The sequence below is a fragment of the Stenotrophomonas sp. SORGH_AS_0321 genome (assembly GCF_031453215.1).
Taxonomy (GTDB): Bacteria; Pseudomonadota; Gammaproteobacteria; order Xanthomonadales; family Xanthomonadaceae; genus Stenotrophomonas; species Stenotrophomonas chelatiphaga.
This window is the reverse complement of the sequence record NZ_JAVIZG010000001.1, coordinates 2,974,452-2,995,801: the sequence shown is the minus strand read 5'-3', so window position 1 is coordinate 2,995,801 and position 21,350 is coordinate 2,974,452. Positions and strand designations below refer to the sequence as shown.

The window sequence follows — 21,350 nt, the reverse complement described above, 5'->3', positions numbered from 1 at the left end:
GCATTGCATTGAACATCGAGGTTGAACGATGAGTACTGCTTCCGATACCAGCAAGGCGGCCAAGGTGCGCCTCGGTGGCACCAACGCGTGGTTGATCCTGCTGCTGCTGGCGATGGCCCTGTTCGGCCTGAACACCGGCGTGGCCACCTGGCAGGGCAGCCGCCTGGCCGACGCCAGCACCAAGGCGGCCGACCTGCAGGTGCTGTCACAGCAGCTGGCCAACCAGGGACGAGAGGCAGTGGCCGGCAACGCGCAGGCCTTCACCGCGTTCAAGGCCACCCGCGCCGCGATCGATGAAAACGTCGCCACCCTGCAGGGCCGCTACGGCACCGAACCCGGTGTGTCCGCCCCGATCGGCAAGCTGGCCGCGACCTGGCAGCCGCTGGCCAAGAGCGCCGCCCAGCTGGTGTCCAGCGAGCCGGCGGTGCTGACCCTGGCCGGCAACGCCAACAACTTCACCGGTGCCGTGCCGGGCCTGCAGGCCCAGTTGAACGAAGTGGTGCGTGCGATGAGTGCCTCCGGCGCACCGTCATCGCAGATCTACAGCGCGCTGCAGCAGGTCGTGGTCGCCGGCACCATGGCGCGCCGGGTCACTGAAATGCGCGCCGGTGGCTCGACCGCCGCGGCGGCCGGTGATGCATTGGCACGCGACATCACCGTGTTCAGCCAGGTGCTCGACGGCCTGCGCAACGGTAACGAAGACATGGGCATCGTCGCGGTACGTGGCGCCGCCGCGCTGGCCGCGCTGGAGCAGTCCCAGCAGCAGTGGACGGCGATGAAGACCGACGCCGATGCGATCCTGGCCAGTTCGCGCCAGCTGTTCGCCGCCCAGGCCGCCGCCGCCAGCCTGACCGCGGGTTCGTCGGACATGCTGGCCGACAGCAAGGGCCTGTTCAACGCGTTCTCGTCCTTTGGCTCGGTCAGCGATACCCGCCTGTTCCCCAATTTCTGGATCGGCGTGGTGTCCGGCATCCTGTCGCTGATCGCCATCATCGGCTTCGTCAGCACCTCGGTGCGCGGACGTTCGCGCGAGCAGGAGCTGCGTTACCAGACCCAGGTGGAATTCAACAGCCGCAACCAGCAGGCCATCATGCGGCTGCTGGATGAAATCAGCTCGCTCGGTGAGGGTGACCTGACCGTGAAAGCGTCGGTGACCGAAGACATGACCGGCGCCATCGCAGACGCCATCAACTACGCCGTCGACGAGCTGCGCCACCTGGTGACCACCATCAACGACACCTCGGCCAAGGTCGCCGTGTCCACCCAGGAAACCCAGGCCACGGCGATGCAGCTGGCCGAAGCGGCAGGCCACCAGGCCAACCAGATCACCACCGCATCTGACCGCATCGGCGAAATCGCGGCAAGCATCGAACAGGTGTCGCGCAACTCCTCCGAGTCCGCCGAAGTGGCGCAGCGCTCGGTGGTGATCGCCGCCGAAGGTGCCGGCGTGGTGCGCGAAACCATCCAGGGCATGGACCAGATCCGCGACCAGATCCAGGAAACGTCCAAGCGCATCAAGCGGCTGGGTGAGTCTTCGCAGGAAATCGGCTCGATCGTGGAACTGATCAACGACATTTCCGAGCAGACCAACATCCTGGCCTTGAACGCCGCGGTGCAGGCGGCTTCGGCCGGTGAAGCCGGTCGCGGTTTCGCCGTGGTGGCCGACGAAGTGCAGCGCCTGGCAGAACGCACCTCCGGTGCGACGCGACGCATCGAAGGCCTGGTGCAGGCCATCCAGGCCGATACCAACGAAGCGGTTACCTCGATGGAGCAGACCACCGCCGAGGTGGTGTCCGGTGCACGCCTGGCCGAAGACGCCGGCACCGCGCTGACCGAGATCGAGCGCGTGTCCAACGCCCTCAACAACCTCATCAAGAACATCTCCGTGGCCGCCCAGCAGCAGTCGTCGGCCGCATCGGACATCACCCATACCATGGGCGTGATCCGGCAGATCACCGGCCAGACCTCGCAGGGTGCGGGACAGACCGCCGAATCGATCGGCCACCTGGCACAGCTGGCCGCCGACCTTCGCCGCTCGGTCGCCGACTTCAAGCTGCCGGCGTAAGCCGGCAGTACGGGGAAGCAAGGATCATCTGATGAAGCATCGTCACTATTTCCGCCACACTGCATGCCATGCCCCGCGCGGCATGCGTTCGCTGGCGACCGGAGTCCGCCCATGAGTACCCTGCGCGATGCAATGAGCCATGCCGCCTTGGGCTGGGTGAAGCCGGAGCTGGATGAGACCCTGCGCCAGGTGCGCAACGAGGTCGAATACTTCGTCGAGGCGCCCGCCGACGCCAGCCGCATGCGCCTGTGCGCCGGCTACCTGCACCAGGTGCAGGGCACGCTGCGCATGGTGGAGCTGTACGCACCGGCGATGGTGGCCGAGGAACTTGAACAGCTCGCCGTGGCGATCGGCAGTGGCGAGGTCGCCGAGCGCGATGAATCCTGCGCGACCCTGATGCGCGGCAGCGTGCTGCTTCCGGATTACCTGGAACGCCTCCAGAACGGCCACCGCGACATTCCGATCGTGCTGTTGCCGCTGCTCAACGAAATCCGTGCCGCGCGTGGCGTGGCCGGCATCAATGAAAGCGTGCTGCTGGCCTTTGCGCCGGACAGCGTCGGCGCCACCGAAGCCGAACTCGACCATGCCCGTGGCAGCCTGAGCGGACGCAACCGCGAACTGCTCGACACCGTTGGCAATGCGGTGAAGGAAGAACTGCTGCGCATCAAGGATGCGCTGGACCTGCACCTGCGCACCGGCGGACAGCCGCAGCAGCTGCAGCAGCAGGTCAACGAACTTGCCGCGGTGGGCGATACGCTGGCCATGATGGGCCTGGACGTCGCGCGCAACGTGGTGGTGCAGCAGCGCGATGCGCTCAGCAGCGTCGTCGCGGGCGAGCAGCAGATCGACGAGAGCCTGCTGCTCGACGTGGCCGGTGCGCTGCTGTACGTGGACGCCTCGCTGGATGACCAGGTCGCCCACCTGGGCGCCACCGGCAGCGGCGAAGACGACCCGTCCGCCGCTGAAACCCGGCGCACGCTGGAAGTGCTGGCGCACGAAGCGATCGCCAACTTCACCGTGGCCCGTGAGCACTTCGTCGCCTTCATCGAAACCAACTGGAACCACGAACAGCTGCAGGACGTACCGCGCCTGCTGGGCGAAGTCGGCGGCGCGCTGCGCATGCTCGACCTGCCGGTACCGGCCGACTACCTGAAGGGCGTCCAGCTCTACATCGACGCCGAGTTGATCGGTCGCCAGCGCGTGCCCAGCGGACGCCAGCTGGACACGCTGGCCGATGCGATGGCCAGCCTGGAGTACTACCTGGAAGCCCTGCGCGATCGTCGCGCCGGACGCGAAAGCATCCTGGACATCACCCGCAGCAGCCTGGAAGCCCTGCGCTACTGGCCGTTGCCGGTCGCCAGCGCGGCCGCCGTCGAACCGAACGCCGAAGCGGCGCCGCAGCCGGTGCAGCGCGAAGCCGTGCTGCCGCCGCCGCTCACGGTGCCGGGGCTGGAAACGCTGGAGCTGCCGCCGCTGGCTGCCGCCCCCGCGCAGGTCCCGCCGCCACTGCCGGACTTCGTGTTCGACGCCGCGCCGACCGTGCAGGCGCAGGTGCTGGAAACCGCAGCGGACGTTGCCGACGAAGACGTCGCAGCCCCGTCGGTCGAGGCCTCCGACGACACGCGCCCCTGCAGCGCGCAGCGACCGAACCGACCGCACCGACGCTGGTGTTCGCCGCGACCACCGCGGTTCCGCCGCCGGTCCCGGCCTGGGAACTCGGCAGCTTCCACGCGGAAGCGGATGCGAACGACAGCCGCGCGCCGACCTTCACCGATTTCGATCCGGTCGTCGCAGAAGATGCCGCCGATGCCACGCGCTGGACGGTCGAACCGATCGCCCAGGTGGATCTGACGGCCGTGGCCGATGCCCAGCCTACCCTCGGCGACGTGCCGGGAGTGCTCGGCGATACCGACGAGGGCCTGCTGCTGATCGATGGCGCTGACTTCGACCCGGTGCTCGCCGAAGTCGAGGCGGAAGACGATGCGGTCATGCCGGTCAGCTTCCACTTCGACGAGGGCGCCATCAGTCGCGCCGACGATGTCCTGTCGTTGGAAGCGCTGGAAGCCTCGGTCATCGAAGCGCCGGCAGGTTTCGATGTCATCACCCCAGCCGAACCGCCAGCGTTCGCGCCGACGGCAACCGAGCCGTCGATCGACGTCGACGCGCCGCCGGCCGCGGCCGTTGCGCTCGACGATGCCGATGCACGTTTCCTGGCCGAGCTGGCCGCCGCGGCGGCGGACTTCAATCCGCAGCCGGAGCCGCAGGCACCGGTGCTGGCCGAAACGCCCGTTGCCACCGCCGAAACGCTTGACGGTGGGTTCGACGAGCAGGCCGAGAACATCGACCAGGATATCCGCGAGGTGTTCCTGGAAGAGTTCGACGAAGAACTGATCAACCTGGGCGGGCTGCTGCCGGCCTGGCGCGCGCAACCGGACAACATGGACCGGCTGCGCCCGATCCGCCGCGTATTCCACACCCTGAAGGGCAGTGGCCGCCTGGTGGGCGCGCGTACGCTGGGCGAGTTTGCCTGGAAGATCGAAGGCATGCTCAACCGCGTGCTGGATGGCTCCCGCCCGGCAACGCCGGCGGTGGTGGCCGTGGTGGAACAGGCTTACCACGCCCTGCCCGAACTCAATGCAGCGCTGCGCAGTGGCCAGCGCGTCAGCGCGGACCTGCAGGCGCTGCAGTCGATTGCCGACCGCGTCGGCGCCGGCGAAGAAACCTTCCACGTGCCGCTGCCCGCCCATCCGGTGGCGGCCACGGGTTCCGCAGCGGACGAGCAGCCCGGGATCGATGCGCTGGAAGCGGCGTTCGCCACCGATGCGGCGGCAGCGTCGCTGGAGGGCGCGCCGGCCAGCATCGACAGCGTGCTGCGCGAGATCCTGGAAGCCGAAGTGGAAGCGCACATGGCCACCCTGCACGGGTGGCTGGCATCGTCGCGGGTCGAACCGCAGCCGGTCTCCGACCCGCTGCTGCGCGCCGTGCACACCATGAACGGTGCCTTCGCTATGACCGATGTGCCGGAGATCACTTCGGTCACCGGTGCGGCCGAAAGCTACATCAAGCGCTCGCTGGCGGCGTCCGAAGTGCCCAGCCATGACGGCGTGCACGCGCTGGATGCCACTGCGCGCGCGATCGAAGCCACCATGCTGGCGCTGCAGGCCGAATCGCCCCGCGTGCCGCTGCAGCAGGCGCTTGCCGAACGCCTGCAGGCGCTCGCCGCGACCCTGCCGGAAGCGCGTTGGCCGGTGCTGGGAGACGTCTCCGATGCGCCTGAAGAGGCGCAGGAGGAAGATGCCGGCGATGCCACCGAAGCCAGCAATGCCGACGGCGATGTCGATGCGATCGACTTTGCGGATCTGGTCCAGCAGGCCGAGGTCGAGCAGATCGCCGAAGCGATGGTGGACGACGGCGAACTGCAGGTCAGCGAATCCGGCTTGCTGCCCGAGCATGGACACACCGCACCGGTCCCGGATGACTCGCGCGACGAGCAGATCGCAGCGTCTGCCGACGCTGCCGATACCGCGGTGGAATTGACCGGCGCCCACGATCTTTCCTCGTTCCTGGATCCGGCCCCGGCCTCGTCTGATGGCCACGAATGGGACGCCGGACCGGTCTTCATTGCAGAGGCCGAAGACGCTGCCGGAACCGCCGAAGACAGCGCGCAGGTCACCGGCGAACCGGTGCAGGACCGCGATGTCGAGGTCCAGCTGACCGGCGCAGAGGATCTGTCGCTGTACCTGGATGATGCAGCGCATGCTGCACTTCCTGACAGCTACGTGCCGGGTGCGATCGAAGCGCTGGCGCCGCATGGGCAACCGCTCGAGCCCCGCTTCGAGGCGGGCGATGACCAGGCGCAGGATGCGCTGCCCGAACAACTGCAGGGCAGCGCGGCGTTCGGCGATGCGGTGTCGCTGCAGGAAGCGCTGGAAGAAGGGCTGCACGTCATCGACGACGCAGTCGAGGATGACGCCGACGAGGCAGTCTCCGTTGCCGGCCACGATGCATCGGTAGACGACGAAGCGCCCTTTGGCGAGTTCATCGAAGACCAGGCCCCGTCCCTGTCACCGCAGGTCGATCAACCGGAGCCGACTGCCGCCGAAGCCGAAGCCGAAGCAGAGGCAGAAGCCGAAGCCGAAGCCGAAGCCGAAGCAGAAGCCGAAGCAGAAGCCGAAGCAGAAGCCGAAGCAGAAGCCGCTCAGCAGCCGTATTTCGAAATGGAGGCAGTTGCTGCACCGGCAGCAGATTCCGCCATCGACGCTGGCGTCGCAGCAGACGAACTGTCTGCCGTGGACGCTGCCGGCGCCGAGGCGCTGCAGGAAGTGCAGGACGTTTCCCTGCAGGCCGCTTACCATGCCGAGGACGTCGAAGCAGACGACGGTGTCACGGTCGAAACCAGCGAAGCAGTCGAAGCCGTCGAAGCCGTCGAAGCAGACACCGAGGTGGCCGCCGATGCGCTGGACTTCAGCGTGCTGGACCGCGAGCTGGTCGACATCTTCGTCGAGGAAGGCAAGGACCTGCTTGACCACTGCGATGGCCTGATCAGCGAGCTGCGCAGCACGCCGGAGGACCGTGAGCCGTTGGCCGGCCTGCAGCGCGACCTGCACACGCTGAAGGGCGGCGCGCGCATGGCCGGCATCAACCCGATCGGTGATCTTGGCCACGGCATCGAATCGCTGCTGGAAGCAGTGTTCGCCGGACGCACCAGCATCGAACACAGCGATGTGCAGCTGCTGGAGCGTGGCTTCGACCGCCTGCACCAGATGCTGACCCTCACCGGCAACCATCGCCAGGTGGCGGCGGCCGATGACCTGGTGGCCGCCTTCGAGGCACGCACCCAGGGCCGCCCGGCCACGCAGGCCGAGGCAGAAGAACCGACCGCTGCCGCGTCCAGCGCCGCCGCGCTCATCGCCAGCCTGCCGCTGTCCGCGCCGTTGCCGGTGGAAGCCGGCGGCGAGGAAGAAGGCGGCGCGCGTCCGCAGCAGGAACAGGTGCGCGTGCGTGCCGACCTGCTCGACCGCCTGGTCAACCACGCCGGTGAAGTGGCGATCTACCGCTCGCGGCTGGAACAGCAGCTGGGTGCCTTCCGCGGCGCCATGGGCGAACTGGACCGCACCAATGCGCGTCTGCGCGACCAGCTGCGCCGCCTGGACCTGGAAACCGAGGCGCAGATCGTTGCCCGTTACCAGCGCGAGCAGGAGCAGGCCGACCACAGCTTCGATCCGCTGGAACTGGACCGCTTCTCCACGCTGCAGCAGCTCAGCCGCGCGCTGAACGAATCGGCAGCCGACCTTGGCGGCCTGCAGGGGGTGCTGGACGACCTCTCGCGCCAGTACGATTCGCTGCTGCAACAGCAGTCGCGGGTCAGCTCGGAACTGCAGGATGGGCTGATGCGTGCGCGCATGGTGCCCTTCGACGGGCTGGTGCCGCGCCTGCGTCGCGTGGTCCGCCAAGCCGGTACCGATACCGGCAAGCAGGTCCACCTGACGCTGGAAGGAACCCACGGCGAACTTGATCGCAACGTGCTGGATCGCATGGTGGCGCCGCTGGAACACATGCTGCGCAACTCCGTCGCCCACGGCCTGGAAACGGCCGAACAGCGACGTGCGGCGGGCAAGCCGGTGGAAGGCGAGATATCGCTGCGCCTGCACCGCGAAGGCTCTGAAATCGTGCTCGACGTGGCTGACGATGGTGCCGGACTGGACCGCGAAGCGATCCGTCGGCGCGCGCTGGAACGCGGGCTGATCCAGGCCGATGCCGCCTTGGCCGACAACGAACTGGACAACCTGATCTTCGCTTCCGGCTTCAGCACCGCCGACCAGCTCAGCCAGCTGGCCGGGCGCGGCGTGGGGATGGACGTGGTGCGCAATGAAGTGCGCCAGCTCGGCGGCAGCGTGGAAATCCACTCGGTCCGCGGACAGGGCGCTCGTTTCACCCTGCGCCTGCCGCAGACGCTGGCCGTCACCCAGGCGGTGTTCGTGCAGATCGGCGAGACCACCTTTGCCGTCCCGGTGGGTTCGGTCAGTGGCATCGGCCGCATTTCGCGCGAACGTTTCGAGGCAGGCGACAGCACCTACCGCTACAGCGGCGAGGACTACACCCTGCATGACCTGGGCAGCCTGATCGGCCAGGCCCCGGCACGTGCCGAAGGGCAGGCCCAGGTGCCGCTGCTGCTGGTGCGTGCGGGCGACCTGCGTGCCGCCGTGGCGATCGACCAGGTGCTGGGCAACCGCGAAATCGTGGTGAAGCCGGTCGGCCTGCAGATCGCGTCGGTCCCGGGCATCTACGGTGCCACCATCACCGGCGATGGCCGCGTGGTGGTGATCCTGGACGTGGCACCGCTGGTGCGCCGCTTCGTCGCCAACCCGGAGCGTCCGCTGCCGGTGGCCGAACTGGAACAGCAGCGCCAGGTGCCGGTGGTGATGGTGGTCGACGATTCGCTGACCATGCGCAAGGTCACCAGCCGCATCCTGGAACGCCACAACTTCGACGTCAGCGTGGCGCGCGATGGCGTGGAAGCGCTGGAACGGCTGGAAGAACGCGTGCCGGACCTGATGCTGCTGGACATCGAAATGCCGCGCATGGACGGTTACGAGCTGGCTACCGCGATGCGCGCCGATCCTCGTTACCGCGATGTGCCGATCGTGATGATCACCTCGCGCAGCGGCGACAAGCATCGCCAGCGCGCTTTCGAAATCGGCGTGCAGCGTTACCTGGGCAAGCCGTACCAGGAGCTGGACCTGATGCGTAACGTGTACGACCTGCTGGGGATCGCCCGTGTCCGAGAATGATGCAAGCCTGCCGCCGGCCGTCGCGCTGCTGGCACGCCCGGGCGCGGCCCGTGACCGCCTGCGCGAAGCGCTGGTGCAGGCCGACGTGGCGCTGGTGCTGGAAGAAGACCCGGATGTGCTGGACGCCGCGACGCTGATCGCGGTTGCCCCGCAGGCCGTGGTGATCGCGCTGGAACCCGCGGTGGAAGCGGCGCTGGAGCGACTGGACGACGCACTGTCTTCGCCGGCGTTCACCCTGGTGTTCGACGAGGCCGAACTGGCGGCACGCCGCGAAGGCTGGGAAACCCAGCGTTGGGCGCGCCATCTGGCCGCCAAGTTGCATGGTCACCGCCAGGTGCTGCCACCCGGTGCGGAAGTCGAAGAAGACCTGCAGATCGAACCCGGCATGCCGGACACGCCGGCCCAGCTGCACGTCGATGCGCCGCTGGATTTCCACCTGGACGAAGCGGCCGACGCGGCGGATCTGCTGGCGGGCGACAGCCTGTATGAGGCCCCCGCGCACTGGCAGGAACCGCAGACGCTGGAACAGGCGCTGGCGGCGAACCTGCCGCAGGCCCGCGCCGACGCCGACAGCGACGCCCCTGCCACGCCGGCCGATGCAGGCGCGGTGGCGCCGCCGCCGCTGGGTGACCACAGCCGCTGGGCGCTGCTCGACGAGGACAGCGCACCGGCCGCGGTGACCCGCGAGGCCGCCGCGCCGCCGGCGTTGCCGGTGTTCGATTCGGCACACCTTTCACTGGTGGACATGGAAGACACGCCGCCCGGCACCGGGCCACGCCGCGGCGCCCGCGGCGCGGTGGTGGTGCTGGCCGGCATAGGCGGTCCGGATGCGCTGCGGCGCCTGCTGGCGGCGCTGCCGTCGGCGCTGGACGTGCCGCTGTTGGTGCGGATGCCGCTGGACGGCGCGCGCTACGGCAACCTGGTCAAGCAGATGGCGCGCGTTTCGCCACTGCCGGTGCTGCTGGCGGAGACCGGCGCCGATGTGCTGCAAGGCCACGTCTACATCCTCTCCGACGACAGCGCCACCGCGTTGCGCGACGGCGGACTGTATTTCGAAAGCCGGCCCCAGGGCCTGGAGCTGGCGCGGCTTCCGCCGGGCGAAAGCGCGGTCATCCTGCTCAGCGGCGCCGACCTGCTGCAGGTCGACCCGGCACTGACGCTGGCCGAGGCCGGCGCGTGGGTGGGCGGCCAGGTGGGCGAGGGCTGCTACGACCCCGCTGCGGCCACCGCCGTGGTGGCTGCCGGCATGTTCGCCGGTGAGCCGCAGGAGCTCGCACAGGCCATCAGTGCCCGTTGGGCACGTCCGGAACAAGGGGAAGCGCAGTGAGCCATGCCAACAACGATGAAATCCGCGGGGTCCTGATCCAGTCCGGTCCCGAACGCGTGCTGCTGCCCAATGCCACCGTGGCCGAAATGATGGCCAAGGTGCAGGTGCAGGCGAGCGCCGAAGGTCCTGACTGGCTGCTGGGTACGCTGGCCTGGCACGGCTGGGACGTGCCGCTGGTGTCGTTCGCACGGCTGTCCGGGCTGGGCGAGGAAAGCATCGGCGGCAACAACAAGGTCGTGGTGCTCAAGGCACTGGCCGGCAACGCGCAGCGCCCGTATTTCGCGTTGCTGACGCAGAGCTTCCCGCAGCTGATTTCGGTGCCGCGCGATGGCCTGCTGGCCGACGCTTCCGAAGAAACGCTTCCCGACAGCGTGCACATGCGCGTGCTGCTGGGTGAGCAGAGCGCGCTGCTGCCGAACCTGGACGCGGTGGAAACCGCGCTGGATTCGCTGCACTGAAGAAGCGAACCGGCGGGTGACGACCGGTGGTCGTCACCGCCTCGTCCCGGCAGCCGCATGACGGCCAGCGGCCGTCACTACCGGCGTCCTCGCCGATGCACTGGTAGCGCCGAGCCATGCTCGGCGAGCGCAACGCTTCAGCCCATGTCGCCCAGGCGTGCCTGCAGGGCCGCGATGGCCGCGAGCCCGGCGGTTTCCGTGCGCAGGATGCGCGGCCCCAGCTGCAGCCCCTGGAAGCCCGCGGCGGCCAATTGCTGGCGATCGCGCGGCGACCAGCCGCCTTCTGGACCGATGGCGATGACCACCCCGCCTGCAGGGGCCGCCTGCAGGGTGGACAGGCGGTGGCTGCCTTCTGGATCCAGGGTCAGGCGCAGGGTGTCGGCGGGCAGTACCGCCATCGCCGCGGCCAACGCCAAGGGCGGACCCAAGCGCGGAATCACCGCACGCCCGGACTGGCCGCAGGCGGACTGCACCACGTTGTTCCAGTGCGCGACCCGCTTTTCCGCGCGCGCGGCATCCAGCTTCACTTCGGTGCGCTCGGCATTGACCGGCAGCACGGCCGCCACGCCCAGTTCGGTGGCCTTCTGCAGGATCAGGTCCATCTTCTCGCCGCGCGCCACGCCCTGCAGCAGGGTGATCCGCAGGGGGGATTCATTGGCCAGCAGCGTGGCGGCGTCGATGCGCACCTGTGCATCGCGTTTGCCGGCCACGACAATCGTCGCCGCGTAGTCATGCCCATCACCGTTGAACAGCACGCAGGCATCGCCCTCGCGCAGGCGCATCACGCGCAGCAGGTGGTTGGCGGCGTCCTCGGGCAGGGACACGGTCTGGCCGGCCTGCAGGGGCATCGACACGGGGCAGCGGGTCACGCGCATGGGGCGTTCTCCAGAGCGAATGGGCGGGCGTCCTGCGGGGAGGGGGGTGTCTCTGCTAGCATCGTGGGCTCATGAACATGTTGCTTCCTCCGTCCATTCTATCGGCCCGCGCGGGGCATACCGCATGAGCCGTCCCCTGCCGATCATCCATTGCATCACCGATGAGGAAAACGGCCCGTTCCAGCGCCAGCACCTGGACCTGGAGTTTTCCAACGGTGAACAGCGCCGCTTCGAGCGCCTGGTCAGCCGCGGCCACGGTGCGGTGGTGGTGGTGCCGATGCTGGACGACGACACCGTGCTGCTGGTGCGTGAATACGCCGCAGGCATGCACCGCTATGAGCTGGGACTGGTCAAGGGCCGCATCGATGCCGGCGAAACCCCGGAGCAGGCAGCCGACCGCGAGCTGAAGGAAGAGGCCGGCTACGGCGCGCAGCGGGTGGACGTGCTGCGTGCCATGACACTCGCCCCCACCTACATGAGCCACCAGTCGTGGCTGGTGGTGGCGCGCGATCTGTATCCGGAACGGCTGCAGGGGGATGAGCCGGAAGAACTGGAAGTGGTGCCGTGGAAGCTGTCGCGGATCGACCAGCTGATGCTGCGCGAAGACTTCTCCGAGGGCCGTTCGCTGGCGGCCTTGTTCATCGCCCGTGAGTGGCTGCAACGCGGCGCGACGGGGCCATGACCCACGCACGCCTCACTACCGACCTGCGCGAAACCGTGATCGCCATTGCCCAGGATGCCGCAGCGGCGATCATGCAGGTCTACGCCTCCGGTTTCGACATCACCCTGAAGGCCGATGACAGCCCGGTCACCGCCGCCGACCTGGCCGCGCACCAGCGCATCGTCAGCGGCCTGTCGCGGCTGACGCCGGACCTGCCGATCCTGTCCGAGGAAGCCACCGCGGCTGCCTGGGAAACGCGGCGCCACTGGGGCGCCTACTGGCTGGTGGATCCGCTGGACGGCACGCGCGAGTTCATCAAGCGCAATGGCGAATTCAGCGTCAACATCGCGTTGGTCTACCAGGGCGCGCCGACCTTCGGCGTGGTGCTGGCGCCGGTGACCGGACTGGTGTGGCACGCGATGCGTGGCGAGCAGGCCTACCGTCGGCAGGGCGCGCATGACACCGTGCTGCGCACCCGCGTGCCGGCGCAGGCACCGCTGCGGGTCGCCGCCAGCCGCTCGCACCGTTCGGCGCGCACGCAGGCGCTGTTGGATCGCATGGGTGATATCGAGACCGTGGCCCAGGGCTCCTCGTTGAAGTTCTGCCGGATCGCCGAAGGCGACCTGGATGTGTATCCGCGGCTGGGTCCGACCAGCGAGTGGGATACCGCAGCCGGGCAGTGCGTGCTGCACGCGGCCGGTGGCGCGGTGCTGTCCACCGCCACCGGCAAGCCGTTCCGTTACAACCGCCGCGAAAGCCTGCTCAATGGTGATTTCATGGCATTGGGTGATACCCGCCTGGCATGGCGCGACTGGCTGCCCCCCGACGAACCGGAGACTGCATGAGCACGAGCGACGCTGCCACCGAACTGGGCCGCCTGTTGGCGATCATGGCGCGCCTGCGCGACCCGCAGGGCGGCTGCCCGTGGGACCTGGAGCAGGATTTTTCCAGCATCGCGCCGTACACCATCGAAGAGGCCTACGAGGTAGCCGATGCGATCGATCGCGGCGACCTGGACGACCTGTGCGACGAACTCGGCGACCTGCTGCTGCAGGTGGTCTTCCACGCGCAGATGGCGCAGGAGCAGGGCGCGTTCGCCTTCGCCGACGTGGCACGCAGCATCAACGACAAGATGGTGCGCCGCCACCCGCACATCTTCGCCGATGCCAGTGCGGGCGATGCTGCCGAGGTGCTGCGCAACTGGGACGCGATCAAGCGCGAAGAGCGCGCCGCCAAGGGCGAGACGGATGCTTCGGCGCTGGCCGGCATCTCGCGCGGACTGCCGGAATGGCAGCGGGCGATGAAGCTGCAGTCGCGCGCGGCCAAGGTCGGGTTCGACTGGCCCGGACCGTTGCCGGTGCTGGACAAGGCCGCCGAGGAGCTGCAGGAACTGCGCGAGGAATTCGAACGCGGTGACGTGGCGGCGAACAAGGCCCGGTTGCAGGAAGAGCTCGGCGACCTGTTGTTCGTCTGCGCCAACCTGGCACGCCACGCCGATCTCGATCTGGGCGCGGGCGCTGCGCGGTGCCAACCACAAGTTCGAGCGACGCTTCCGCGCGATGGAAGCCCGCGCCGGCGAACACGGCACGCGCCTGGCCGAGCTGGACCTGGACGCCCAGGAAGCGCTCTGGCAGCACGCGAAGGCCGCCGAAAGCGCGTCGTGAAAACCTTCGGGTTGTTCCTGCTGACGGCGCTGGCCGAGATCATCGGCTGCTACCTGCCGTGGCTGTGGCTGCGTCGCGATGGCAGCGCCTGGTTGTTGCTGCCCGCGGCGGCCAGCCTGGCCCTGTTCGCCTGGCTGCTGACCCTGCATCCGGAGGCCAGCGGACGCGTGTATGCGGCCTACGGCGGTGTCTACGTGGGCACCGCGCTGGTCTGGCTGTGGCTGGTGGACGGCATCCGCCCCGGCCGATGGGACCTGATCGGCGTAGGGCTGTGCCTGGCCGGCATGGCGGTGATCATGTTCGCCCCGCGCACCGGCTGATGATCAGCTGGACGATCAGCGCGCCCGGCAGCCCAGCATCCCGAGATCGATCGCGTCGGCCATGCGTGCATAGCCTTCATCGTTGGGATGCAGGTGGTCGCGGGTGATTCCGGCGGGTAGTGATTCCGGTGCGGCCGGATCGCGCAGCGCCTCATCGAATTCCACCACCCCGTCATAGCCATTGTCCGGCCCGCGTGCCCAGGCATTGATCGCCGTGCGCGTGGCCGCTGAAACCGGTTCGTAGCGCTCCGAGCCACCGAACGGGGTCAGCGTGCCGATGAAGGCCCGCGCGCCGTGCAGGTGCAGCCGCTCGGCGATCTGCCGGTAGCCGGCCTGCATGTCCGCCGCGTTGCGTCCGGGCAGCGGTGCCGGCCCGCCGCCATGGCGGATATCGTTGATCCCTTCGAACACGATCACCTGGTCGGCATCGGACGTTGCGATCACATCGCGATCCAGCCGCGACAAGGCACTGTGGCTGCGGCCGTGGTCGAGCAGCTTGTTGCCACTGATGCCCTGGTTGAGCACCACGAAGCGGTCCGGGCAGGCGTTCTGCAACCGCACCGCCAGGCGTTCCGGCCACTGGTTGTACGCACCGCGCTGGGCGGTCGCGCCTTCGGTGATGGAATCACCCAGCGCCACGATCACCGACGGCCGATCCGAGCGCTGCACCAGCACCGCGGAAAACACATTCTGCCGGTAGGAAACCGCCACCGAATCGGCGATGCGCGGATGACGGCCATCGACGACCCGCACGGTCGTGCGGCGCACCGCCGGCCGGGTCGCCTGCGGGAAGTAGCCGGTGACCCGGATCTCATCCAGTGCGGCCGCGTGCAGCGGCACCACGTCCGTCAGCAGGGCCGCGCCGACCGGCACCTCGATGACATCGCGTCCGGCCACTTTCACCGGCAGCGCAGTGCCGGACGGTCCCTGCACGGTCACGTCCTGCAGGCGCAGCGGGGCAACCCCGAGCTCATTGCTGATGCGCAGCCGCAAGGCATCGGCGCGGCTGCCCAGCCGCATGTCCTGGCGGACGGTCTGCGCAGCGAACTGCACGGGGGCCTGCGGCGTGCCATCCAGGCGATCCGGCGCGGGCGAGGCGGTCCATGCGGTGATCCACACCGGCTGCGCAGGGGCAGCCGATGCGGAAAGCGCCGAACCAACGGCAAACGAAACAGCGGTGATCCAGCGCAACATGGCAAAGCTCCGGTCAGGAGAAGAACGTACCGCCATTGACGTCCACGTTGGCACCGGTCATGAAGGCCGCCGCGTCGGACGCCAGGTACACCGCCACGTCGGCCGCTTCTGCGGGCCGGCCCTGGCGACGCAGGGGCGTCCCGGCGGCCACCGCGGTGCGCACTTCCGGCTTGGTGAACTCGTCATGGAAGCGGGTGGCGATCATGCCGCAGCACAGTGCATTGACGCGGATTCCCTTGGGCCCGAGTTCCTTGGCCATCGCGCGGGTGAAGGTCATCACGCCGGCCTTGGCCGTGGCATAGATCGCCGCGCCCGGGCCGCCGCCATCGCGTCCGGCCTGCGAGGCGAAGTTGACGATCGCCGCGCCTTCGCCCATGTGCGGAACAACCGCGTGGGTGGTCAGGTAGGTCGAGGTCAGGTTGAGGTCGATCACCTTGTGGAAGAACGCCGGATCGATGTCGGCCAGCGGGCGACGCTCGACCATGCCACCGGCCACGTTGACCAGCACGTCGATGCGGGGACCGAACGCAGCCTGCGCCGCAGCGACCAGGCCGGCCACGGCGGCCGGATCGGTGACGTCGGCGCGGTGCGCGATGGCCTGTCCACCGGCAGCCTGGATCAGCTCCAGGGTCTGTCGTGCACTGGCTTCATCGTTGGCGTAGTTGATGCAGACGCGGGCGCCGGCAGCAGCCAGCTTGATCGAAATGTCGCGGCCGATATCGCGGCCGCCACCGGTGACGATGGCCACCTTGTCCTGGAATGACATGGGGTGAAACTCCTTGTTTACGTGAGGGAGAAGAGGGAGCGCAGGCGTGCGCTCAGGAATTGGACGAAGGGGCATCGAGGCGGCGCACCGGACCGGTGATCCACCACAACGCGATCAGCGAGAGGGGTACCAGCGCGGCCACCAGCATGAACATCGGCGCGTATGACTCGCGGGTCAGCACCGGCACCAGCCAGGTGGTGATCAGCGTGCCGGCCACCGCGGCGAGGCCACCCAGGCCGGCCAGCGTGCCGACCGAGCGTCCGCCGAACAGGTCACCCGGCAGGGTCTGGATGTTGCCGATCGCCACCTGGAAGCCGAACAACACCGCCGCGATGGTCAGCACTGCGGTCAGCGGCTCGGCCGCCAGCACCGCGCCGAGCAGGGCAGGGGCCATCACCACGCAGCCAAGGGTGATCGACCATTTGCGGGCACGGTCCACGCTGTGGCCGGCGCGGATCAGCCGGCCGGACAACCAGCCACCGGTCAGGCTGCCGAGCATCGCGCCGACGAACGGAACCCAGGCGAACAGGCCGATCTGCTTGATGTCGAAGCCGAAGGTTTCGGCCAGGTAGATCGGCAGCCAGGACACGAACAGCCACCAGATCGGGTCCAGCAGGAAACGGCAGGCCAGCATGCCCCAGCTCTGCCGGTGCGCCAGCAGTTCGCGCACGCTGCGGCGGGGGGCCGCCGGATCGGCGGCACCGGCCTGGTCTTCCATGATCAGGCGACGTTCGGCATCGCTGACCCAGGGATGCTTGTCCGGCCCGGCGCGGTACACGAACAACCACGGCAGCAGCCACAGGAAGCCCATCACGCCGACCAGCACGAAGGTGCCACGCCAGCCCAGCCAGAGGTACAGCGCGGCGATCGCCGGGGCCGACACGATGGCACCGATCGAGGCACCGGCATTGAACACACCCTGGGCCAGCGCACGTTCGCGTGCGGGGAACCATTCGGCATTGGCTTTCACCGCGCCCGGCCAGGCGCCGGCTTCGCTGACGCCCAGCATCGCCCGCACCAGGCTGAAGGACAGGATTGAATGGGTCACTGCATGCAGCGCGATGGACAGCGACCAGACGCTGATCGACAGGGCGAAGCCCATCCGCGTGCCGATCAGGTCGAACAGGCGCCCGAACAGGAACTGGCCGGCGGCGTAGAACAGCATGAACACCGTGACCAGCAGCGCGTAGTCATCCTTGGTCGCACCCACCTCGCGGGCGATCTCCGGCCACATCACCGCCAGCGCGTTGCGGTCGATGTAGTTGATCACCGTGGCGACCGCGATCAGCCCGACGATCAGCCAGCGCACCGCCGAACGCACCGGGACCTTGCGCAGCTGCGCGATGGCGGTGGGGCCGTTCATCGGCTGCCGCCCTTGCCGGCCGCGCGGTCGATCCGCGCATGGCTGCCACGCCAGCGGTAACTGCGTCCTTCGACGTTGACGCTGTGTTCGACATCGGCGCTGCTGTCATCGGCCACGCCCAGCGCGATGCGCGCGCCGCTGGCCAGGGTCAGTTCGATCAGCTCGGCATCGCTGCCGCGTGCGCGCTTCAGCTCGCGGATCTGGCTGTCGGCGCCGTGCACGTATTCGGCGGTGCCGTTGTACTCACCATGCGGTTCCAGCACGCTGAAGAAGCTCACCGCGCGCTGCCCGTCCACGCGCTGCACCAGCGCCGGCTCGCGACGCAGGTTGAACTCGGGATCATTGGCGCCGCTCTCCACCAGCAGGGCCTGCGAAGGCGCGCTGCTGCCGAAGCGGTAGCTGTAGAAGCGGCCGTCCAGCAGCCAGGCCAGCGTGCGCTGGTCGCTGCCCGGCGTGCTGCGCGCATCCAGCCACAGGTGCTGGTAGCCGTTTGCCCTGCCCAGCACGGGGCGCTGGTCGACGAAGCGTTCGGCCTCGAATCCGGTACTGACGATGTGGCCGTTGAAGTGCAGCGGCAGGTCGAAGCGCGCGGCCTTGTCCGCACTCACCTGCAGCAGGTCCAGTACCACCGGCAGGCCCAGCTCCGGATGCTGCAGCAGGGCCTGGGTGCGGGTGAACACCACGTCGGGATACGCATCGCGCATCGTCGCCGAGGCGACCTGGGTGTCCTTGCCCGCCTCGAAGAAGCGCACCGACGGGGCATGGTCCTCGCCTACCTTCCAGTCACCGTTGAAGTGGCTTTTCTCGTCCAACACCAGGGTGTTGTGGGCGATGGTCTGCTTGGCCCAGCTGCGGTTCTCGGCCAGGTATATGCCACCGCGCTTGGCTTCCACGTTGAGGAAGCGCGCCGAACCGTAATCGGTCACCACCCGCTGGCCGTTGTCATAGAACAGCCAGTTGAGTTTGTCGAAGTGGCCGTGGCCCATGCCCTGCATGGTGTCCTTCTGCACCAGCACCTGGCCGCGCTCACCGCCCATGCGCAGGATCGCCAGCCCGCCCTGGTCGCCGTCCGGGCCATCGCGCAGCAGCATCGGGGCGTAATCGAACGGCTTGGCCTTGCCGGCGGCCAGGCCCTGCGCCACCTTCAGCCCTTCCGGGGTCAGCAGCAGGCGGCCCTGCTGTTCGGCGACGGACAACAGGCGGTCGTCGCCACTGCGGGCGTAGGCGATGCCGATGCCGGCCGCCAGTTCCTCGGTGTCCACGCCCTTGTCCAGGATCGCATCGTTGATCGGGAAGAACAGGCCGCCATAGCTGCTCTGCACCAGCACGTCGACCGCCTTCAGCAGCACGCCATCGCGTCGCTGGAAGATCCCGCGCTGCGGCTCGTTGCGTTCGATCGCATTGGCGAACAGCAGGAACGGTGCCAGCGCATAGCGCTGGTAGTAGGGGCCTTCTTCGTAGTACCCATCCGGCGAGAACAGCAGGTCGACCTGGCGCAGGAAGCCGAACGCATCGTCCTTGCGGCTGCCGCGCAGTGATTTTTCCACCAGCTCCTGGTCGCGCAGCACGTAGCCGGTCATGCCGGTGGCGGCCACCGCCCAGGTGGAATGATTGTGGATCTGGTCGAAGTTCTTCGGCTCACTGGCGAGGAATTCGGCCATCGGACGGAACACATTGTCATCGATGGTCTGGCGGTCCTTGGCCGGCAGTGCATCGCGGATCGCGTCGTAGCCCTGCACTGCATTGACCAGCCATACCGAGTCGTTCAGCACCTGCCAGAACACCCGTCCCGGGATCTGCCCGCGGCCTTCCGGATGCGGTCCCAGCGTCGGGTACAGCGTGGCGTACTCCAGCAACATGCGCCGCGCGTAGTCCACGTAGGCGGTGTCACCGGTGAGCCGGTACAGCGTGCCGGCGGCCAGCAGCGCCTGGTAGTTGCGCTTGTGCTGTTCGTGGGTGCGGCCGCCGCCCTTGTCCTTGGGGAAGGGCACGTCGATGCCGGCCTTCATCATCTTTTCCAGCATGGCCTTGTTGCGCGCCTGTTCCTTGGCGAACCAGGGATAGCGCGCGCCCTCGCTGGCCATCTGCTGCCATTGCGCGGCGGTCACCAGCACCGGGGCGGTGCTGCTTTCCGCTGCTGCCGGGGCCGGGGCCAGCGCTGCGGCGAAGGCCGTCGACGCCGGCAGCAGGGACAGGGTTCCGGTAGCGGTGGCCACGGCGAGGGCAAGCGACAGGCACGTGTGTTTCATCGATCAGCTCCGTTGGCGGGCAGGCGGTGGCCAACAGTGGCCGCATCCGTCCATTCCCCTTGTTTGGGATACCAGGTGACCCCGGTAGCGTCGCGCGGCATCACCGCCAGGTTGGTTGCCGCGCCCACAGCGGCCAGCGCCGGCGAGGGTGACCACAGGCCGTTCGGCGCCTGCACCAGGGTCACGGTCATGCTGTCCACGCCGCCGGGCAGCGCGGTGGAGGCAAGCGGCGATTGCACGTTGCCGCTGAACGCTACGCCGGCCAGGCTGCCATCGACGGTCACCGGGTTGGCACCGTTGCGGTTGACGATCAGGTTGCCGCGGAACTGGCTGCTGCTGGGTGGCACCACGATGCCGCTGGCCGCGTTGTAGCCCACGCCGAAGCTGACCTTGGCCACGTCGACGAAGGTATTGCGCTCGATCAGCGCATCCACCACCGGCGAGTAGCCCGACAGCGCGGCGTTGGCCTGCCCGTGCATCACCGCCAGCCCGGCGCGGTTGCTGCTGCCGGCCAGCGCCTGGAAATAGTTGTTGCTGACCTGCTGCTGCGCGTTGATCACGCGCACGCCGCCGGTGCCGGCCTTGCCCTCACCGATGAACACGTTGTCCAGCACGCGGTTGCCGTTGCCGTGGCGCAGCGTCAGCGACCCGGCCGAGCGGTAGAACACGTTGCCGCGATAGGTGTTGCCGCCGGACTTGTTGGAAATGATCTCGGTTTCGCCGTCGCAGCCTTCGAACCAGTTGGATTCGACGGTGCTGTTGGAATCACTGAGCGAGGTATCGCTGGTGCCGACGCGCAGCGTTTCGCCGCCGTTGACGCCCAGCGCAGGCCGCGGGCCGAACCAGTTGTGGTCGATGCGGTGCTGGTTGTCCAGGCCCTGGGTAGCATCACGCACCACCACCACGGTGGGGCCGGCGTTGGTCTTGCCGCGCAGCTGGCTGTGGTCCAGCCGGTTGAACGCGCCGTACAGCATCACCCACTGGTCCTGGTCGGCTGGATCCGGGTTGCTGTAATCGTCGATCACCAGGCCGGTGACCCGGCTGTTGCGCGCCACCGCCTTGCTGGATTCGCGGAAGGCGACCACCGCATCGCTGGGACTGTAGCCATCGCGGAACACCAGGTCGGCCACGTGCAGGTACTGGCCGGCCAGGCGCAGGTCGGACTGTCCGGTGAGCACCACCTGGCCCGGCGCCTGCGCGCGCAGGGTGATCGGCGCGGCCGCGGTGCCGTTGCCTTTCAGCAGCAGGCGCGCGTTGTTCCAGGTGCCGCTGGCCAGCACGATCTCATCGCCCGGCTGCAGGTTGGCGGAGGCAGTGGCGTATTCGGCGGCGTCCTGCACCAGGTAACTGGCTGCATCGGCTTGCGGTGCGAACGGAATTCCCAGGCCCAGCACCAGGGCGGCGGTCAGATGGCGTGATGCAGACGGCATGGTGTTCCCTCCGAAGCGTGGCCTGCGAAGCAGGGGATGATTGTAAGCCGTAGTGCTAGTCCAATTGGGATGCAAAGTAGGGCAATAGGATCGTCAAGTCATGCTGCAACAGCACATCTTTTTCCTCCAAATTGGCCTATACCAAAGGTAAGACGAAAGAATCAGTCCAATTGGTTGACATTTATGT

Annotated in this window: 12 protein-coding genes and 2 pseudogenes; 8 read left to right on the top strand and 6 right to left on the bottom strand. The window is 68.2% G+C overall.

All coding sequences use genetic code 11. The features are described 5' to 3' along the window. The first annotated feature begins 28 nt into the window (after positions 1-28). The 4 genes and pseudogenes from QE373_RS13385 to QE373_RS13370 all read left to right on the top strand — a co-directional run bounded on the left by QE373_RS13385 (position 29) and on the right by QE373_RS13370 (position 10,641). The gene (locus tag QE373_RS13385; protein WP_123699544.1) at positions 29-2,065 is read left to right on the top strand and encodes a methyl-accepting chemotaxis protein; all 2,037 of its coding nucleotides are present in this window, start codon (positions 29-31) and stop codon (positions 2,063-2,065) included. A gap of 111 nt (positions 2,066-2,176) precedes the next feature. Further along, positions 2,177-8,856, top strand: a pseudogene (locus tag QE373_RS13380) (Hpt domain-containing protein). Then, the gene (locus QE373_RS13375; protein ID WP_309687360.1) at positions 8,843-10,183 is read left to right on the top strand and encodes a chemotaxis protein CheB; all 1,341 of its coding nucleotides are present in this window, start codon (positions 8,843-8,845) and stop codon (positions 10,181-10,183) included. Before QE373_RS13380 ends, QE373_RS13375 begins: the two are co-directional and overlap by 14 nt. Further along, complete coding sequence (locus QE373_RS13370; protein ID WP_057508180.1) at positions 10,180-10,641, top strand: chemotaxis protein CheW; 462 nt, start codon at positions 10,180-10,182, stop codon at positions 10,639-10,641. The genes QE373_RS13375 and QE373_RS13370 overlap by 4 nt, the downstream gene beginning before the upstream one ends. 137 nt (positions 10,642-10,778) lie before the next feature. On the opposite strand, the gene QE373_RS13365 is transcribed toward QE373_RS13370, so the two are convergent. Continuing rightward, positions 10,779-11,516, bottom strand: coding sequence for a 16S rRNA (uracil(1498)-N(3))-methyltransferase (locus QE373_RS13365; protein ID WP_309687357.1), 738 nt, complete (start codon positions 11,514-11,516; stop codon positions 10,779-10,781). Positions 11,517-11,640: 124 nt separating this feature from the next. On the opposite strand from QE373_RS13365, the gene nudE reads away from it, so the two are divergent. From nudE to QE373_RS13345, 4 genes and pseudogenes are all read left to right on the top strand, one after another. Beyond that, positions 11,641-12,198 carry an ADP compounds hydrolase NudE gene (nudE, locus tag QE373_RS13360; RefSeq protein ID WP_309687354.1) on the top strand — a complete coding sequence of 186 codons (558 nt, stop codon included), beginning with the start codon at positions 11,641-11,643 and terminating at the stop codon, positions 12,196-12,198. Next, positions 12,195-13,022, top strand: a complete 828-nt coding sequence (gene cysQ / locus QE373_RS13355) for a 3'(2'),5'-bisphosphate nucleotidase CysQ (RefSeq protein ID WP_309687351.1) — start codon at positions 12,195-12,197, stop codon at positions 13,020-13,022. Before nudE ends, cysQ begins: the two co-directional genes overlap by 4 nt. After that, positions 13,019-13,841 (top strand): annotated as a pseudogene (gene mazG / locus QE373_RS13350) (nucleoside triphosphate pyrophosphohydrolase). The gene cysQ and the pseudogene mazG overlap by 4 nt, the downstream one beginning before the upstream one ends. Further along, positions 13,838-14,161 (top strand): YnfA family protein, encoded by a 324-nt coding sequence (locus QE373_RS13345; protein WP_057508175.1) that lies wholly within the window; start codon positions 13,838-13,840, stop codon positions 14,159-14,161. Before mazG ends, QE373_RS13345 begins: the two are co-directional and overlap by 4 nt. A 15-nt stretch (positions 14,162-14,176) precedes the next feature. Here the strand turns inward: QE373_RS13345 and QE373_RS13340 are convergent, their stop codons facing one another. The 5 genes from QE373_RS13340 to QE373_RS13320 are packed head-to-tail and all read right to left on the bottom strand — an operon-like array spanning position 14,177 to position 21,163. Next, positions 14,177-15,355, bottom strand: a complete 1,179-nt coding sequence (locus QE373_RS13340; protein WP_309687344.1) for a GDSL-type esterase/lipase family protein — start codon at positions 15,353-15,355, stop codon at positions 14,177-14,179. 13 nt (positions 15,356-15,368) lie between these two features. Then, a complete protein-coding gene (locus QE373_RS13335) occupies positions 15,369-16,121 on the bottom strand; it encodes a glucose 1-dehydrogenase (protein ID WP_309687342.1) in 753 nt (250 codons plus the stop codon). A 52-nt stretch (positions 16,122-16,173) separates the two neighbouring features. Then, positions 16,174-17,484, bottom strand: a complete 1,311-nt coding sequence (locus tag QE373_RS13330) for an MFS transporter (protein ID WP_309687335.1) — start codon at positions 17,482-17,484, stop codon at positions 16,174-16,176. Continuing rightward, positions 17,481-19,733, bottom strand: coding sequence for an oligoalginate lyase (locus tag QE373_RS13325; protein WP_309687332.1), 2,253 nt, complete (start codon positions 19,731-19,733; stop codon positions 17,481-17,483). Before QE373_RS13325 ends, QE373_RS13330 begins: the two co-directional genes overlap by 4 nt. After that, complete coding sequence (locus tag QE373_RS13320) at positions 19,730-21,163, bottom strand: polysaccharide lyase 6 family protein (RefSeq protein WP_309687329.1); 1,434 nt, start codon at positions 21,161-21,163, stop codon at positions 19,730-19,732. The genes QE373_RS13325 and QE373_RS13320 overlap by 4 nt, the downstream gene beginning before the upstream one ends. Positions 21,164-21,350: the final 187 nt, after the last annotated feature.

Excerpts from the sequence above, each read along its gene's own strand:
- QE373_RS13385 (WP_123699544.1), top strand. The coding sequence starts at position 29 with ATGAGTACTGCTTCCGATACCAGCAAGGCGGCCAAGGTGCGCCTCGGT.
- QE373_RS13335 (WP_309687342.1), bottom strand. The coding sequence starts at position 16,121 with ATGTCATTCCAGGACAAGGTGGCCATCGTCACCGGTGGCGGCCGCGAT.
- cysQ (WP_309687351.1), top strand. The coding sequence starts at position 12,195 with ATGACCCACGCACGCCTCACTACCGACCTGCGCGAAACCGTGATCGCC.
- QE373_RS13340 (WP_309687344.1), bottom strand. The coding sequence starts at position 15,355 with ATGTTGCGCTGGATCACCGCTGTTTCGTTTGCCGTTGGTTCGGCGCTT.
- QE373_RS13330 (WP_309687335.1), bottom strand. The coding sequence starts at position 17,484 with ATGAACGGCCCCACCGCCATCGCGCAGCTGCGCAAGGTCCCGGTGCGT.
- nudE (WP_309687354.1), top strand. The coding sequence starts at position 11,641 with ATGAGCCGTCCCCTGCCGATCATCCATTGCATCACCGATGAGGAAAAC.
- QE373_RS13365 (WP_309687357.1), bottom strand. The coding sequence starts at position 11,516 with ATGCGCGTGACCCGCTGCCCCGTGTCGATGCCCCTGCAGGCCGGCCAG.
- QE373_RS13320 (WP_309687329.1), bottom strand. The coding sequence starts at position 21,163 with ATGCCGTCTGCATCACGCCATCTGACCGCCGCCCTGGTGCTGGGCCTG.
- QE373_RS13325 (WP_309687332.1), bottom strand. The coding sequence starts at position 19,733 with ATGAAACACACGTGCCTGTCGCTTGCCCTCGCCGTGGCCACCGCTACC.